Source organism: Pseudomonas sp. PA-1-3F, from assembly GCF_021609665.1.
In the GTDB taxonomy this organism is placed as follows: domain Bacteria; phylum Pseudomonadota; class Gammaproteobacteria; order Pseudomonadales; family Pseudomonadaceae; genus Aquipseudomonas; species Aquipseudomonas paracarnis.
This window is the reverse complement of the sequence record NZ_WJZD01000019.1, coordinates 72530-87573: the sequence shown is the minus strand read 5'-3', so window position 1 is coordinate 87573 and position 15044 is coordinate 72530. Positions and strand designations below refer to the sequence as shown.

Below are 15044 nucleotides of genomic sequence, written 5' to 3'. Positions count from 1 at the left end.
AACAGATGAACGGTCTGGTTTTAGCGAGTAGTAGGTCGGGTTTTCTAACGCGCGGCATCGTCAATCTATAGGAAATGCTCTGATGGTCGCGTATCCGTCACCGAAGCAAGCGTGACGAGAGGGAAGCGCTGTCTTGGCAGAATCGACCAAGCGGGCTGCCGTTTCCAGCCGTTTGCCGTTATACTCGCCGGCTTTCAAAAGTTCGCCAACGAGTGCTGCCCGCCATGGAAATCAACCCGATCCTTAACACCATCAAGGACCTGTCCGAGCGCTCCGAAACTATTCGGGGGTATCTTTGACTACGATCAAAAGCATGAGCGTCTGACCGAGGTCAATCGCGAGCTTGAAGATCCGAGTGTCTGGAACAAACCTGAATACGCCCAGGAACTGGGGCGCGAGCGCGCTGCGCTGGCACAGATTGTCGATACCCTCGACGAACTGAACACCGGCCTGGGTGATTGCCGCGACCTGCTGGACATGGCCGTCGAAGAAAACGACGAAGGCGCAGTGGGCGATGTTGTCGCCGAGCTGGCCCGTCTCGAGGAAAACCTCGCCAAGCTTGAATTCCGCCGCATGTTCAGCCACGAAATGGACCCGAACAACGCCTACCTGGATATCCAGGCCGGTTCCGGTGGCACCGAAGCCCAGGACTGGGCCAACATCCTGCTGCGCATGTACCTGCGCTGGGCCGACAAGCGCGGTTTCGACGCGACCATCATGGAACTGTCCGCCGGTGAAGTGGCCGGTATCAAGGGTGCGACCGTACACATCAAGGGCGAATACGCCTTTGGCTGGCTGCGCACCGAGATCGGCGTGCACCGCCTGGTGCGCAAGAGCCCGTTCGACTCCGGCAACCGTCGCCACACCTCATTCTCTGCGGTGTTCGTCTCGCCAGAGATCGACGACAAAGTGGAAATCGAGATCAACCCGGCCGACCTGCGGATCGACACCTACCGTTCCTCCGGCGCCGGTGGTCAGCACGTAAACACCACTGACTCGGCCGTACGTATCACCCACGTACCGACCAACACCGTGGTTAGCTGCCAGAACGAACGTTCCCAGCACGCCAACAAGGACACCGCCATGAAAATGCTGCGGGCCAAGTTGTACGAGCAGGAAATGCAGAAGCGCAACGCCGCTTCCCAGGCGCTGGAAGACACCAAGTCGGATATCGGCTGGGGTCACCAGATCCGTTCGTACGTGCTCGATGCCTCGCGGATCAAGGATCTGCGCACTAACATCGAACGCAGCGACTGCGACAAGGTACTCGACGGCGATATCGACGAATACCTGGAAGCCAGCCTGAAATCCGGCCTCTAATACCCTCTGTGGGAGCGGGCTTGCCCGCGATCCCCCGCCGAAGGCTGGGGGCAACGAACCTGATGGAATATTTAAAGACATGAGCGACCAACAACTCGACCCGCAAGCCCTGCAACAGGAAGAAAACTCCCTGATCGCCCTGCGCAAGGAAAAGCTTGCTGCCGAGCGCGCCAAGGGTAACGCCTTCCCCAACGACTTCCGTCGCGACAACTACTGCGATGCCTTGCAGAAGCAATACGCGGACAAGACCAAGGAAGAACTGGCAGAGGCTGCGATCCCGGTCAAGGTGGCAGGTCGCATCATGCTCAACCGTGGCTCGTTCATGGTGATCCAGGACATGACCGGCCGCATCCAGGTCTACGTCAACCGCAAGACCCTGTCCGAAGAAACCCTGGCCTCGGTGAAAACCTGGGACATGGGCGACATCATCGCCGCCGAAGGCACCCTGGCCCGTTCCGGCAAGGGCGACCTGTACGTCGAGATGACCAATGTACGCCTGCTGACCAAGTCCCTGCGCCCGCTGCCAGACAAGCACCACGGCCTGACCGACACCGAACAGCGCTATCGCCAGCGCTACGTTGACCTGATCGTCAACGAAGACGTGCGCCAGACCTTCCGCGTACGCTCGCAAGTCATTGCTCACATCCGCAGCTTCCTGATGCAGCGTGACTTCCTGGAAGTGGAAACCCCGATGCTGCAGACCATCCCGGGTGGTGCCGCAGCCAAGCCGTTCGAGACCCACCACAACGCGCTGGACATGGAAATGTTCCTGCGCATTGCGCCTGAGCTGTACCTCAAGCGGCTTGTTGTTGGCGGCTTTGAAAAGGTGTTCGAGATCAACCGCAACTTCCGTAACGAAGGCGTCTCGACCCGTCACAACCCTGAATTCACCATGTTGGAGTTCTACCAGGCCTACGCCGACTACGAAGACAACATGGACCTGACCGAAGAGCTGTTCCGCGAGCTGGCACAGCTGGTGCTGGGCAGCACTGACGTGCCGTACGGCGACAAGGTGTTCCACTTCGGCGAGCCATTCGTGCGCCTGTCGGTGTTCGACTCGATCCTCAAGTACAACCCCGAGCTGACCGCTGACGACCTCAACGACATCGACAAGGCCCGTGCCATTGCCAAGAAAGCCGGCGCCAAGGTGCTGGGCTTCGAAGGCCTGGGCAAGCTGCAGGTGATGATTTTCGAAGAATTGGTGGAGCACAAGCTGGAACAGCCGCACTTCATTACCCAATACCCGTTCGAAGTGTCGCCGCTGGCCCGTCGCAACGACGACAACCCGAACGTCACCGACCGTTTCGAGCTGTTCATCGGTGGCCGCGAAATCGCCAACGCCTATTCCGAGCTTAACGATGCGGAAGACCAGGCCGAGCGCTTCATGGCCCAGGTGGCCGACAAGGACGCAGGTGACGACGAAGCCATGCACTACGATGCCGACTTCGTTCGGGCCCTGGAGTACGGCATGCCGCCGACTGCCGGTGAAGGTATCGGCATTGACCGTCTGGTGATGTTGTTGACCAACTCGCCGTCGATCCGCGACGTGATCCTGTTCCCGCACATGCGGCCACAAGCGTAACCGTAGCGAAATCCGAAGCCGCCTTTTATAAGGCGGCTTTTTTATGTGGCCTGTTCAAGTGGTGCTCGTCATTGATCGTTCCCACGCTCCGCATGGGAATGCACCCTGTGACGCTCCGCGTCACCTCTAAAGGAAGAAGTGTGGTGAACCGCGTAATGGCTCAAGAAGGTGCCGCCGGCATTGCTGCTGCCGTGGCTGAAAGCGTTCAGTACCAGGGCCGCAAGGCCAGTCGGCGGGGCAGCGAGCAGCGCCGGCAAGACATTCTCGATGCGGCCATGCGTATCGTCGTGCGCGATGGCGTGCGGGCCGTACGTCATCGGGCAGTGGCGGCAGAGGCGGGGGTGCCGCTGTCGGCCACCACCTATTACTTCAAAGACATCGACGACCTGCTCACCGACACCTTCGCCCAATACGTGGAGCGCAGCGCCGCTTTCATGGGCAAGCTGTGGGTGCGCAACGAAGGCCTGTTGCGCGAGATGGTCGCCTATGGTGACGGCAGCCCGCAGTCGCGTTCGCAACTGGCCGATGATATCGCCCGCCTGACCGCCGACTATGTGCTGCGCCAGCTGACCAACCGCCGCGAATACCTGATGGCCGAGCAGGCTTTTCGCCAGGAAGCCCTGCTCAACCCGCGCCTGGCCGAACTGGTACGCTCCCACCAACAGATCCTGTTGCAGGGCACCGGGCAGTTTTTCCAGGTATTGGGTTCCCGTGAGCCACAGCAGGATGCCAAGGTGTTGACGGCTATCATCAGTCGGATGGAATATCAGGGCCTGTTGGGCGGCGCAGAGCCTTTGACGGGTGACGAGATGCTTGAAATCCTCAAGCGTCACATGCACCTGGTATTGGCCTCGGCCTAGCCCTGTGCGCAATCTGCTTTGGGTGGGGGCAGGCAAGCCAGCTCCTACCTCTGATGGGCCTGCTGCTCAGATGTGAAGCCGTGCGCTAACTGCGCGTGGGCCAATAACGTTTAAAGAGGAAGCACCGGGTGGACGATTACCAGCAGACGATACGCACCTTGTCCGATCGCATTGTGCTGGCGCAAACACCGATCCGCGTCCTTGATGCGGTGAAATGGGACGAGAACATTCGTCAGGGATTTCTCAAGGCCAAGGGCAAGGCGATGCCTGCCGTAGACCGTGATTACTACCTGAACCGGCCGCTGTCGTTCGATTCCAGTGCGGTGAAGCTGGAGTTTCAGAACATCGAGCGCGACATCACCCGTCGCCTTGGGCAATTCAGTCCGGTTGGGCAGATCATGCGGCGCATGTGCCGTGAATACCGCATGGTGGTGCGCATGCTTGAAGCGCGCGGCACCGAGGACTTCGGTCTGATTTCCCAAGAGCTTTACGGCGCCGCCTCCGATGCGTTCCACGCCGGCGACCCGACCCTGGCCGACCTTGGCCTGATGCTCTCCGACTACCTGAACAACATCGATGGCCGGGGTGACCTCAAGGACGAAGCCAAGACCCTCACCGCCAAGGACGCGGTCAGCCTGCTGCAAACGCGGCTGAACAAGGTGTTTGGCGAAGCCGAAGAGACCATCCGCGTGTTCGAGTCCGACGGCATCGTCGCCGATGCGGCAGCGGGCGCCGACTACATCAAGATCCGCGCCGATGCGATGTTCAATGACCGCGACGTTCGCGCCCTCGAAGTGCATGAAGGGTTGGTGCATGTGGGCACCACCCTTAACGGCCAGAACCAGCCGATCTGCACGTTTCTGTCCAAGGGCCCGCCGTCGTCCACCGTCACCCAGGAAGGCCTGGCGATCCTGATGGAAATCATCACGTTTGCCTCCTACCCCAGCCGCCTGCGCAAACTCACCAACCGGACCCGCGCCATCCATATGGTGGAGGAGGGCGCCGACTTCCTGCAGGTGTTCGAGTTCTTCCGTGAGCAAGGCTTTGAAATGGCCGAAAGCTATGGGAATGCCAGCCGGGTATTTCGTGGTTCGGTGCCCACCGGCCTGCCATTTACCAAGGATTTGTCCTACCTCAAGGGCTTTATCATGGTCTACAACTACATCCAGCTCGCCGTGCGCAAAGGCAAGCTGGAGCAAGTGCCGCTGCTGTTCTGCGGCAAGACCACCCTTGAAGACATGCGTACCCTGCGCCAGTTGGTCGACGAAGGCCTGGTGGTGCCGCCCAAGTACCTGCCGGAGCAGTTTCGCGACATGAACGCGCTGGCGGCCTGGATGTGCTTCTCCAACTTCCTCAACCACTTGAGCCTGGACCGGATCGAGGCGGATTACTCCAATATCCTGTAACTGACGAAACCGAATCAAAAAATGTGGGAGCTGGCTTGCCTGCGATAGCGGTCTATCAGTGACTGAGTGCTGGCTGACCCAGCGCTATCGCAGGCAAGCCAGCTCCCACATTTGATCTTTACTGGTCTTCAGAACTTTCGCGAGGTTTCAACGGATGAGAATCCTCGGCATTTTATGCCTGCTACTCACATTGAACGGCTGCAGCTCCTTGCTGTTCTACCCCGAGCCCGGCCTACCCTTCACACCGGAAAAAGCCCACCTGCAATACCGCGACGTCACGCTCACCACCGCAGATGGCGTGAAACTGCACGCCTGGTGGCTGCCGGCAAAACCCGGTGTCCCGCTCAAGGGCACAGTCCTGCATTTGCACGGCAATGGCGGCAACCTCGCCTGGCACCTGGGGGGCAGTTGGTGGTTGCCGGAGCAGGGTTATCAAGTGCTGTTGCTGGACTATCGCGGCTATGGGCTGTCGGAAGGCAAGCCGTCGTTGCCGGCGATCTACCAGGATATCGACGCCGCCTTCGGCTGGATCGACAAGGCGCCTGAAACCCAGGGTCAACCGCTGATTATTCTCGGGCAAAGCCTGGGCGGTGCGCTGGCGGTGCATTACCTGGCAGCCCACCCGGAGCGTCAAGCCCAACTAAAAGCCTTGGTATTGGATGGCGTGCCTGCCAGTTATCGTGACGTAGGACAATTCGCCCTGAGCACTTCCTGGTTAACCTGGCCGTTGCAGGTGCCGCTGTCGTGGCTGGTGCCCGACGCCGACAGTGCGATCAATGCCATGCCCCGGTTGACCGGCGTGCCCAAGCTGCTGTTCCACAGCCTGGATGACCCGATCGTGCCGGTGGCCAATGGGATCCGCCTGTATCAAGCGGCGCCACCGCCCAGGGTGTTGCAACTGACCCGCGGCGGCCATGTGCAGACCTTTGCCGACAAAACTTGGCAGACCGTCATGCTGCGTTATCTGGACGACCCTCAGCACTTCAACGGCTTGCGTCGCCTGGGGGAAATTCCGAATTACCCTATTCCTAAAGTTGACTCATCAGAGAGCCCGCAATGAGCGAAGAACGCAACATGATCCCGCTGATCCTCACCGGCATCGGTACCATCCTCGGCACCGTTGGCTGCCTGTGGTACTACGGCTATCTGCACTTCGCCAAGCCGGAAGATGCGTTGCTGCTCAGCGATTTCACCATGCTCAAGACCATACCGGGCGAAGATTACAAAGTCTCCCTGACCCCGGCCGCGCAAGTGGCGCAGTGTGTTGACGGCGTATTGGTGATGTTTGATACCGAGCAGAAAGGCTTGAGCGGCGTGCTGGTGAACAACAAGAAGCAGGCCGTACGTTGTATAGGTCAAGAAACGCCGAAACTGGAGCAGTAGGACAGGCAGTGTGGGGAAAGCTGGAACCATTTTGAGTGAGTTGCCACTGATTTGGGACCGAGCAGCAACGCTGATTCGGTTAACTCTTTAACTTGATTTGGAGTCACATATGTCTATAAGTGGAGTTGGTCCTTCCCAAGGTGGTTTTGGCGCTCAAGATGCAGGTCAACAATCCGGTGACGTAGGCAGCCTCAAGAAAGAGATTGAGGATCTGAAGAAGCAAATAGGTCAGATGCAATCTCAAGGTGCCGGTGGTTCAGAGGGCGGCGGCGGTTCGGGAGGCGCTATGGATGACCTTAAAAAACTGCTGAAAGAACTCGAGGAAAAGCTTAAAGCAATGGAAGGCCAAGAGGGTAAAGGCGCCGATGGCGAAGGCAGCAAGCCTGGTGGCGAAGGTAGCGCAAAGATTTCCATTGATTTCCAGCAGTAACATGAATAACGGGAACCGTCTTGCGTCAGAAGCCACAAAAGCGTCATGACTCATAAAGATTGGGGCCGAGACAGTGGCGATTACTATTGCTGCGATACGCAATATGTTGAACATGGCGAGAGGGCATGAAGAACTGGAGCGCAAAGTTGCCCAGACGCATGAGCTTAGCCAACTGATGGACAAGCTATCGAGCGCGAAGATAGAAATGCCGCTCGAAGATACACATCGTCCAGTCGGGTTCGACGAACCCAAAAAAAACCCACCGTAAGGTGGGTTTTTTATCCAGCATCAATCAGTTAGCAACGGAAGACCGTGGCTTGACCGGCTGGTTGTCGTTGGAAATGGTCACTTCCACGCGACGGTTCATGGCGCGGCCGGAGACGCTGCCGTTATCGGCAACCGGGTATTCCTTGCCATAACCCTGGGTCACGATACGCGAGATATCCACGCCTTGTTGAGCCAGTGCACGCTGAACAGAAGCGGCACGACGCTCAGACAGGCTCTGGTTGTACGAGTCGGAACCGGTGCTGTCGGTATAGCCTTCGACGATCACTTTACGGTCTGGGTTATCGCGCAGGAACTGAGCCAGCTTGGTGATGTTCACCAGGCCGCTGGATTTCAGATCGGACTTGTTGGTGGCGAACAGCACGTCACCGAAAGTCACCAGGGTGCCGCGATCGGTCTGTTTGGCGTTCAAGCTGTTTTGCAGTTGCTTGATTTGTGCGTCACGAGCGTCCAGCAGGGCGCGGGCACGTTCGTCACCAGCGTTTTTCAGCTTGGCCTCGGATTCGCGCAGGACGATGGTGTCCTTGGCTACTTCAACGCGCTGGTTGGTCAGGTAGGCCAACTGGTCGACTTTCTTCTCGTCTTCCTTGTCGCGGTAGGCCTTGTCAGCCTTGTCCAGCCATTCGCTGGCGTCTTTGGTTTCCAGCGCCGCCAGCTTGGTGGCTTGCGGGTTGGTTTGCAGGGACGAGAAATTGGTCCGCGCATTTTCCAGGTTCGCGTTCGGCGGGGTGGAGCAGGCCGCCAAGGCAACGCTCATCGCCAGCAGGGCAGGGATCATCAATTGTTTACGCATAGTCGTGTCGTCCTTTCAATTCGATATCAGGTGCGATGCAGTCAAGGGGCTGCGGCTTACTTCTGCATGATTGCAGCTGGGCGCATGCCTTCCTTACGCAGTTCTTCAACAGCCTTCTGGGAATCCTTCACAGCCTGTTGAGCCTTGGCAGCCTGGGCTTTACGCTCAGCGACGCGAGCATCCCACTCGGCTTGTTCAGCCAATTGGCGAGCCTTGTCGTAGTTCTTGTCGTGCATGGCAATCTCAGCTTCTTTGAGCTTGTCCTGGGCCGACTTCATTTCCACCGCCGCATACTCGGTACCGCCGGCGCTGACTGCGCTGTTGACGGCCGATTGGGTTACGGCGTACTGCTCGGTTGGAGGGTTGCCGGCGCAGCCAGCCAGAACGAAGCTGGTGCCGATTGCCAGCGCGGCCAATTTGAGCCCGCGCAGGTGGTTAAACGAGGATTTGGCAGTGCTGGTGTTCATCGTCTTCAACTCCATTGGATAACTCCTGAAAAACATCAAAATCCATCGGGGCGTATCGATTTCGGGCCCGTCGGTAAAGCACATGGCGTCCGTTCAAACGACCGTTCCACAAGTGATGGCTACTGGCTGTGACCGGAGGCTTTTTTCAAAAGTTCAGCGGATATGGCGATTTGCCTAAAAAAATATCTGACTGATTGGTCAGTGTTTGAAAAATGGAACTTTCGCGGTGCGCAGCGGTACCTCCGGGCCTGTAAAAGGCCCGAAATACGTGGGTTTAATTGACGTCAATAAATGTTTATCAGTGTTTTTGTTCGTCAGCGCCGGCCGACAAATCATGTAAGTGGCGACGGGATAAAGTAAGAAAGCGTGGCGTGGGGCCGACGTCTTCATACAGCGGGTCACCCTCTTCGTCGGTGGCAATTACCTGCTGGCCCTGGATGTAGGGAAAGCTGGCTTCCAGCTCTTCAAGGGCGGCACCGATCAACTCGCCGAGCAGTTCTTCGACATGGCGCTTGGGGTACATCTCGGCAATGGCCGCCAGCCGTGCAGCGGCTTCTACATCCAGATGAATGGCGTATTCAGTCTTGGTCAAACGACCCTTGGCGGTTTCTTCCCAATGCTGGGCCAGTTCTCGAATTTTCATGGCTACCTCAATAAAGCCTGCGATGGCAGGCGGTGATGAGCGACCAGCCGCCTGCGCGGATGACGCGGCGACTCACCGTTGAGACTAGCTGCAAGCGCCAAGGTTTAAAGTCGTTTGCGTTCGGCCTTGTCAGAAACCGACGTCGGCGGCACTCTGAAGCACCTGCGCGTCCCGGATTTCTGGCTGGAGATTGGCTGATGAGTGATATCGATGCACGCTTGCGTGAGGATGTTCACCTGCTGGGTGAGCTGTTGGGCAACACCATTCGAGAGCAGTACGGCGAGGCTTTCCTCGAGAAGATCGAGCAGATCCGCAAAGGCGCCAAGGCCGACCGTCGCGGAGCCGTTTCAGAGAAAGCCGCTGGCGATGAGTTGAGCGCCAGCCTCAACCAGTTGCAGGAGGACGAACTGCTGCCGGTGGCCCGAGCCTTCAACCAGTTCCTCAACCTGGCCAACATTGCCGAACAATATCAATTGATTCATCGGCGCGATGAATCGCAACCCGCGCCGTTCGAATCCCGGGTTTTGCCGGAGTTGCTGGCCCGTCTGCAAAGCGAAGGTCACAGCAATGAATCCCTGGCCCGGCAGTTGGCGCGGTTGGACATCGAGCTGGTGCTCACCGCCCACCCCACCGAAGTGGCCCGCCGCACGCTGATCCAGAAATACGATGCCATTGCTGCGCAACTGGCATTGCAGGATCACCGCGACCTCACCACCGCCGAGCGCGAGCAGATTCGCGAGCGCTTGCAACGCTTGATCGCCGAAGCCTGGCACACCGAAGAAATCCGTCGGGTGCGGCCCACCCCGGTGGACGAAGCCAAATGGGGCTTTGCGGTGATCGAGCATTCGCTGTGGCACGCCATCCCCAATTACCTGCGCAAGGCCGACCAGGCCCTGCACGCCGCCACCGGCCTGCGCCTGCCCCTGGAGGCTGCGCCGATTCGCTTTGCTTCGTGGATGGGTGGCGACCGTGACGGCAACCCGAACGTCACCGCGCCGGTCACGCGCGAAGTGCTGTTGCTGGCGCGTTGGATGGCGGCGGATTTGTATCTGCGTGACATTGATCAATTGGCCTCCGAGCTGTCGATGCAACAGGCCAGCCCGGCGTTGCAAGCCAAAGTCGGCGACAGCGTCGAACCTTATCGTGCCTTGCTAAAGCAACTGCGTGAACGCCTGCGCGCCACGCGCCAGTGGGCCCACACCTCGTTGACCAGCACCACCCCGGCGCCGGCCGAGGTGTTGCAGAACAACCGCGACCTGCTGGACCCGCTACAACTGTGCTACCAGTCCCTGCACGAATGCGGCATGGGCGTGATCGCCGATGGCCCGCTGCTCGACTGCCTGCGCCGTGCCGTGACGTTCGGCCTGTTCCTGGTGCGCCTGGATGTGCGCCAGGACTCCAGCCGTCACTCGGCGGCCATGACCGAAATCACCGATTACCTGGGCCTGGGGCGTTATGAGGACTGGGATGAGGATGCGCGTATCAGCTTCCTCACCCAGGAACTGACCAATCGGCGGCCATTGCTGCCGGGTTACTTCAAACCCTCGGCGGACACTGCCGAGGTGCTCAATACCTGCAAGGAAATCGCCGCCGCACCAGCCGCATCATTAGGTTCGTATGTCATCTCCATGGCCGGCGCCGCGTCGGATGTGCTGGCGGTGCAACTGCTGTTGAAGGAATCCGGTGTACAGCGGCCAATGCGCGTAGCGCCATTGTTCGAGACCCTGGCCGACCTGGACAACGCCGGGCCGGTGATGGAGCGCCTGTTGCAACTGCCGGGTTACCGCGCGCGCTTGCAGGGCCCGCAGGAAGTGATGATTGGCTACTCGGACTCGGCCAAGGACGCCGGCACCACGGCCGCCGCCTGGGCACAGTACCGCGCCCAGGAGCGTCTGGTGGACATCTGCCGCGAGCAACAGGTGGAGCTGTTATTGTTCCACGGTCGCGGCGGCACTGTTGGTCGTGGCGGTGGCCCGGCGCACGCTGCCATCCTGTCGCAGCCACCGGGCTCGGTAGCGGGGCGGTTCCGCACCACTGAGCAGGGAGAGATGATTCGCTTCAAATTCGGCCTGCCGGATATCGCTGAGCAGAACCTCAATCTCTACCTGGCCGCGGTACTGGAAGCGACCCTGTTACCGCCGCCGCCTCCCGAGCCTGCCTGGCGTCATCTGATGGACGAACTGGCGGCAGACGGTGTCAGCGCATACCGTGCCGTGGTGCGGGAAAATCCGCAGTTCGTCGAGTACTTCCGCCAGTCCACGCCGGAGCAGGAGTTGGGCCGTTTGCCTCTGGGCAGTCGCCCGGCCAAGCGTCGTGCGGGCGGGATTGAGAGCTTGCGCGCCATCCCATGGATCTTTGGCTGGACCCAGACGCGCCTGATGCTGCCCGCCTGGCTCGGCTGGGAAGCGGCACTGAGCAAGGCGCTGGAGCGCGGTGAAGGTCAATTGCTGGGGCAGATGCGCGAGCAGTGGCCGTTCTTTCGCACGCGCATCGACATGCTGGAAATGGTCCTGGCCAAGGCCGATGCCGATATCGCCCGTCTTTATGATGAGCGCCTGGTGCAGCCGGACCTGCTGGCATTGGGTGCGCACTTACGCGACCTATTGTCGCAGGCGTGTGACGTGGTGCTTGGCCTGACCGGCCAGTCGCAGCTGCTGGCCCATAGCCCCGACACCCTGGAGTTCATCCGCCTGCGCAACACCTACCTCGACCCCTTGCACCTATTGCAGGCCGAGTTGCTGGCACGTTCCCGTCAGCAGGAGGCTGCCCAAGACAGCCCTCTGGAACAGGCGCTGCTGGTGTCCGTGGCCGGTATCGCGGCCGGTTTGCGCAACACCGGCTGAGGTTTTTTGCGTGTACTCAATGGCTTGCGGATAAACCGCGACGACCGCCCGGAAACGGGCGGTCGTCGTTTGAGAGGGTGGGTTGCGCTCAGGCACACCCTGGCGCTGACGCATGTGCGGCGCGGGTTTCTCCTACTTTTGGCGGCTTGTATGGTGAGGGCCCGCTGTGTATCTTGATCAGCCTTTGGCCGTTTGATCGGCCTAGAACCACATTTTTACGAGATTGGCCCCACGCGGCGAATCCGAGCGTCATCTCTATAAAAAATTGAGGAGCACATCGATGCGCGTCATTCTGCTGGGAGCTCCCGGGGCCGGTAAAGGTACTCAGGCAAAGTTCATCACTGAAAAATTCGGCATTCCACAAATCTCCACCGGCGACATGCTGCGTGCGGCCGTCAAGGCTGGCACCGAACTGGGCCTGATCGCCAAGAGCGTGATGGACAGCGGCGGCCTGGTCTCCGATGACCTGATCATCAACCTGGTCAAGGAACGCATCAGCCAGGAAGACTGCAAGAACGGTTTCCTGTTCGACGGCTTCCCACGCACCATTCCCCAGGCTGAAGCCTTGGTGAAGGCGGGCGTGGAGTTGGACGCCGTGGTCGAAATCGCGGTTGAAGACGAAGAGATCGTCCAGCGTATCGCTGGCCGTCGTGTTCACGAAGGCTCGGGCCGCGTGTACCACATCGTCTACAACCCGCCGAAAGTGGAAGGCAAGGACGATGTCACCGGCGAAGACCTGGTGCAGCGTAAAGACGACACCGAAGAAACCGTGCGTCATCGCCTGTCGGTCTACCATTCCCAGACCAAGCCCCTGGTGGACTTCTACCAGAAGCTGTCCGCAGCCCAGGGCAAGCCGAAATACAGCCACATCCCTGGTGTGGGCTCGGTAGAGGCCATCACCGCCAAGGTGCTGCAAGCACTGAGCTGATCCCTTGATCAGCGGCACAGACAACGGCCCGCTTGCGGGTCGTTGTTGTTTATACTGGCGCACTTTTTTCCGACTTGGACACCCACACCGATGAGTACCCTGCTGGCCCTGGACACCGCGACTGAAGCTTGCTCCGTTGCCTTGCTGCACGATGGCAAGGTCACGAGCCACTACGAGGTGATCCCGCGCCTGCACGCGCAGAAATTGTTGCCGATGATCAAGCAACTGCTTGAAGACGCCGGTACCACCCTGGCTGCCGTGGATGCCATCGCGTTTGGCCGTGGCCCAGGTGCGTTCACTGGCGTGCGCATCGCCATCGGCGTGGTGCAGGGCCTGGCCTTTGCGCTGGAGCGCCCGGTGCTGCCGGTGTCCAACCTGGCGGTACTGGCCCAGCGCGCGTTGCGTGAGCACGGGGCGTCGCAAGTGGCAGCGGCAATTGATGCGCGCATGGATGAGGTTTACTGGGGTTGCTACCGTGAGACCGCAGGCGAAATGCGCCTGGTCGGTGCGGAAGCGGTGCTGGCCCCCGAAGCGGCGCAGTTGCCCGCTGACGCCAACGGTGATTGGTTCGGTGCCGGCACGGGCTGGGGTTATGGCGAACGCATCAACGTGACGTGTGCCGAGCAGGACGCAGCGATGTTGCCACACGCCGAAGACCTGCTGGCGTTGGCACGTTTCGCATTCGAGCGCGGCGAGGCGATTGCGGCGGACCAGGCAGCACCGGTGTACCTGCGCGATAAAGTCGCGCAGACCAAGGCCGAACGCGGGATTATTTGACGCCAGAAATGTGGGTGTTACGCGGCAAATTTCGCCAATCGTCAGAATTTGCCTGGGTTTTTAAACCTTTTACAAATTATGTGTTCTAGTTATCACCAGAGCATTTGCGCGCCATGGAAAGTGCCGCTAAATTGCCATCATTGATACCGAGTCTGCATGTATGCGTATAGACGGTTTTTCCTCACAGTCGTACCCCCTCAAGCGTAAGCCGCGCAAGGCGAGCGTGACGGTAGACGAGTCCGTCGAGGATTCACCGGACTTCATTGAAGTACACGCCGATACGCCTTCCAAAGCCCAAGGCGCCTCGAGCGCACGCATCAGCGGCGTTCCTGCCCGTCAGCAAGACATGGTCTTTCCCCGTTCCATGAGCAAAAGCGTTGCCACCGCCTTGGCCAGCTACCTGACCACTGCCGGCTTTGTCGAATGGGATATGGAAGTGCTGGGTCTCGATATCCATATCTGATGCGTTTGCCTTATTACATCGGCTGCCCGTCCTGGAGTGAAAACGCCTGGCGCGAGTACCTGTATCCCGTTGAGGCACGTTCCAGCGATTACCTCGGGCTCTATTCCCAGGTCTTCAACGCCGTTGAGGGCAATACCACTTTTTATGCTCGCCCCTCGGCCGCCACTGTGCAGCGCTGGGCCGAAATCATGCCTGATGATTTTCGCTTCACCGCCAAATTTCCCGGCGATATCAGCCATGCTGGCGATTTGCGTGAACAGCTGCCGGCGGCAGAAAGTTTTGTCGGCTTGATGAGCCCTTTGGGTGAGCGCGTTTCACCGCTGTGGCTGCAGCTCTCGAAGAGCTTTACGCCGCCACGCCTGGCGGAGCTGGCTGGATTTCTCGATGGCATTGATCGGCCGCTGGCCGTGGAGGTGCGTCATGAACAGTTCTTCGCCAGGGGTGATGCTGAGCGCATGCTCAACCGCCTGTTGCGCGATCGCGGTGTCGAGCGCATCTGCCTCGATCCACGTGCCCTGTTCAGTTGTACCTCTACCTCGGAAGCGGTGCTGCATGCCCAGTCCAAAAAGCCCCGGGTGCCACCGCGCCCAGCGGCGCTCACGCAGTTTCCCCAGGTGCGCTTCATCGGGCATCCGGACCTTGAGGCCAATGACCCGTTCCTGATTCCATGGGTGGAAAAGATCGCCAGTTGGATCGAAGAGGGCCGCACGCCCTATATGTTCCTGCACACCTCGGACAATCGTCTCGCGGCGCAACTGGCGCTGCGCTTCCACGCCAAGCTGATGGTGCGTCTGCCAGGGCTACCGCCGCTGCCTGCCTTGCATCGAGAACCCGTGGCGGAGCAGCTCGGGCTACTTTGAGGGT

Annotated in this window: 15 protein-coding genes; 12 read left to right on the top strand and 3 right to left on the bottom strand. The window is 59.6% G+C overall.

Annotated features, from left to right (window positions below):
• Positions 1-224: 224 nt before the first annotated feature.
• The 7 genes from prfB to GIV26_RS15505 all read left to right on the top strand — a co-directional run bounded on the left by prfB (position 225) and on the right by GIV26_RS15505 (position 6981).
• Positions 225-1320 (top strand): peptide chain release factor 2 gene (prfB, locus tag GIV26_RS15535; protein WP_096001736.1). Its coding sequence is split into 2 segments (ribosomal slippage): positions 225-296 and positions 298-1320, totalling 1095 coding nucleotides; the frame shifts between segments, so codons are not numbered across the junction.
• Positions 1321-1399: 79 nt separating this feature from the next.
• Positions 1400-2902, top strand: a complete 1503-nt coding sequence (gene lysS, locus GIV26_RS15530; protein ID WP_003189082.1) for a lysine--tRNA ligase — start codon at positions 1400-1402, stop codon at positions 2900-2902.
• A 143-nt stretch (positions 2903-3045) separates the two neighbouring features.
• Positions 3046-3762 carry a TetR/AcrR family transcriptional regulator gene (locus GIV26_RS15525; protein WP_072447663.1) on the top strand — a complete coding sequence of 239 codons (717 nt, stop codon included), beginning with the start codon at positions 3046-3048 and terminating at the stop codon, positions 3760-3762.
• A 128-nt stretch (positions 3763-3890) separates the two neighbouring features.
• Positions 3891-5168 (top strand): flavohemoglobin expression-modulating QEGLA motif protein, encoded by a 1278-nt coding sequence (locus tag GIV26_RS15520; protein ID WP_014717201.1) that lies wholly within the window; start codon positions 3891-3893, stop codon positions 5166-5168.
• 154 nt (positions 5169-5322) lie between these two features.
• Positions 5323-6228 (top strand): alpha/beta hydrolase, encoded by a 906-nt coding sequence (locus GIV26_RS15515; RefSeq protein ID WP_054897115.1) that lies wholly within the window; start codon positions 5323-5325, stop codon positions 6226-6228.
• Positions 6225-6551 carry a hypothetical protein gene (locus tag GIV26_RS15510; RefSeq protein WP_034126513.1) on the top strand — a complete coding sequence of 109 codons (327 nt, stop codon included), beginning with the start codon at positions 6225-6227 and terminating at the stop codon, positions 6549-6551. Before GIV26_RS15515 ends, GIV26_RS15510 begins: the two co-directional genes overlap by 4 nt.
• A 109-nt stretch (positions 6552-6660) precedes the next feature.
• Complete coding sequence (locus GIV26_RS15505; protein WP_034126514.1) at positions 6661-6981, top strand: hypothetical protein; 321 nt, start codon at positions 6661-6663, stop codon at positions 6979-6981.
• Between the two features lie 292 nt (positions 6982-7273).
• On the opposite strand, the gene GIV26_RS15500 is transcribed toward GIV26_RS15505, so the two are convergent.
• The 3 genes from GIV26_RS15500 to GIV26_RS15490 all read right to left on the bottom strand — a co-directional run bounded on the left by GIV26_RS15500 (position 7274) and on the right by GIV26_RS15490 (position 9169).
• On the bottom strand, positions 7274-8059 hold the full coding sequence (locus GIV26_RS15500; RefSeq protein ID WP_034126516.1) for an OmpA family protein: 786 nt from the start codon (positions 8057-8059) through the stop codon (positions 7274-7276).
• A gap of 56 nt (positions 8060-8115) precedes the next feature.
• Complete coding sequence (locus GIV26_RS15495) at positions 8116-8541, bottom strand: DUF4398 domain-containing protein (protein ID WP_034126517.1); 426 nt, start codon at positions 8539-8541, stop codon at positions 8116-8118.
• A 283-nt stretch (positions 8542-8824) separates the two neighbouring features.
• Positions 8825-9169, bottom strand: coding sequence for a hypothetical protein (locus tag GIV26_RS15490; RefSeq protein WP_034126518.1), 345 nt, complete (start codon positions 9167-9169; stop codon positions 8825-8827).
• Positions 9170-9366: 197 nt separating this feature from the next.
• On the opposite strand from GIV26_RS15490, the gene ppc reads away from it, so the two are divergent.
• From ppc to GIV26_RS15465, 5 genes are all read left to right on the top strand, one after another.
• A complete protein-coding gene (gene ppc / locus GIV26_RS15485) occupies positions 9367-12012 on the top strand; it encodes a phosphoenolpyruvate carboxylase (RefSeq protein ID WP_236281416.1) in 2646 nt (881 codons plus the stop codon).
• Between the two features lie 280 nt (positions 12013-12292).
• On the top strand, positions 12293-12940 hold the full coding sequence (adk, locus tag GIV26_RS15480; RefSeq protein WP_003189104.1) for an adenylate kinase: 648 nt from the start codon (positions 12293-12295) through the stop codon (positions 12938-12940).
• A gap of 90 nt (positions 12941-13030) precedes the next feature.
• The gene (gene tsaB / locus GIV26_RS15475; protein WP_236281413.1) at positions 13031-13717 is read left to right on the top strand and encodes a tRNA (adenosine(37)-N6)-threonylcarbamoyltransferase complex dimerization subunit type 1 TsaB; all 687 of its coding nucleotides are present in this window, start codon (positions 13031-13033) and stop codon (positions 13715-13717) included.
• Positions 13718-13877: 160 nt separating this feature from the next.
• The gene (locus GIV26_RS15470; protein ID WP_089041283.1) at positions 13878-14180 is read left to right on the top strand and encodes a hypothetical protein; all 303 of its coding nucleotides are present in this window, start codon (positions 13878-13880) and stop codon (positions 14178-14180) included.
• The gene (locus GIV26_RS15465; protein WP_057976012.1) at positions 14180-15040 is read left to right on the top strand and encodes a DUF72 domain-containing protein; all 861 of its coding nucleotides are present in this window, start codon (positions 14180-14182) and stop codon (positions 15038-15040) included. The genes GIV26_RS15470 and GIV26_RS15465 overlap by 1 nt, the downstream gene beginning before the upstream one ends.
• The last annotated feature ends 4 nt before the right edge of the window (positions 15041-15044 follow it).

What these genes read in the sequence shown, in the direction of transcription:
- GIV26_RS15465 (WP_057976012.1), top strand. Translation starts at nt 14,180, where the DNA reads ATGCGTTTGCCTTATTACATCGGCTGCCCGTCCTGGAGTGAAAACGCC.
- GIV26_RS15510 (WP_034126513.1), top strand. Translation starts at nt 6,225, where the DNA reads ATGAGCGAAGAACGCAACATGATCCCGCTGATCCTCACCGGCATCGGT.
- lysS (WP_003189082.1), top strand. Translation starts at nt 1,400, where the DNA reads ATGAGCGACCAACAACTCGACCCGCAAGCCCTGCAACAGGAAGAAAAC.
- GIV26_RS15505 (WP_034126514.1), top strand. Translation starts at nt 6,661, where the DNA reads ATGTCTATAAGTGGAGTTGGTCCTTCCCAAGGTGGTTTTGGCGCTCAA.
- GIV26_RS15495 (WP_034126517.1), bottom strand. Translation starts at nt 8,541, where the DNA reads ATGGAGTTGAAGACGATGAACACCAGCACTGCCAAATCCTCGTTTAAC.
- GIV26_RS15470 (WP_089041283.1), top strand. Translation starts at nt 13,878, where the DNA reads ATGCGTATAGACGGTTTTTCCTCACAGTCGTACCCCCTCAAGCGTAAG.
- ppc (WP_236281416.1), top strand. Translation starts at nt 9,367, where the DNA reads ATGAGTGATATCGATGCACGCTTGCGTGAGGATGTTCACCTGCTGGGT.
- GIV26_RS15515 (WP_054897115.1), top strand. Translation starts at nt 5,323, where the DNA reads ATGAGAATCCTCGGCATTTTATGCCTGCTACTCACATTGAACGGCTGC.
- tsaB (WP_236281413.1), top strand. Translation starts at nt 13,031, where the DNA reads ATGAGTACCCTGCTGGCCCTGGACACCGCGACTGAAGCTTGCTCCGTT.
- GIV26_RS15490 (WP_034126518.1), bottom strand. Translation starts at nt 9,169, where the DNA reads ATGAAAATTCGAGAACTGGCCCAGCATTGGGAAGAAACCGCCAAGGGT.
- GIV26_RS15500 (WP_034126516.1), bottom strand. Translation starts at nt 8,059, where the DNA reads ATGCGTAAACAATTGATGATCCCTGCCCTGCTGGCGATGAGCGTTGCC.
- adk (WP_003189104.1), top strand. Translation starts at nt 12,293, where the DNA reads ATGCGCGTCATTCTGCTGGGAGCTCCCGGGGCCGGTAAAGGTACTCAG.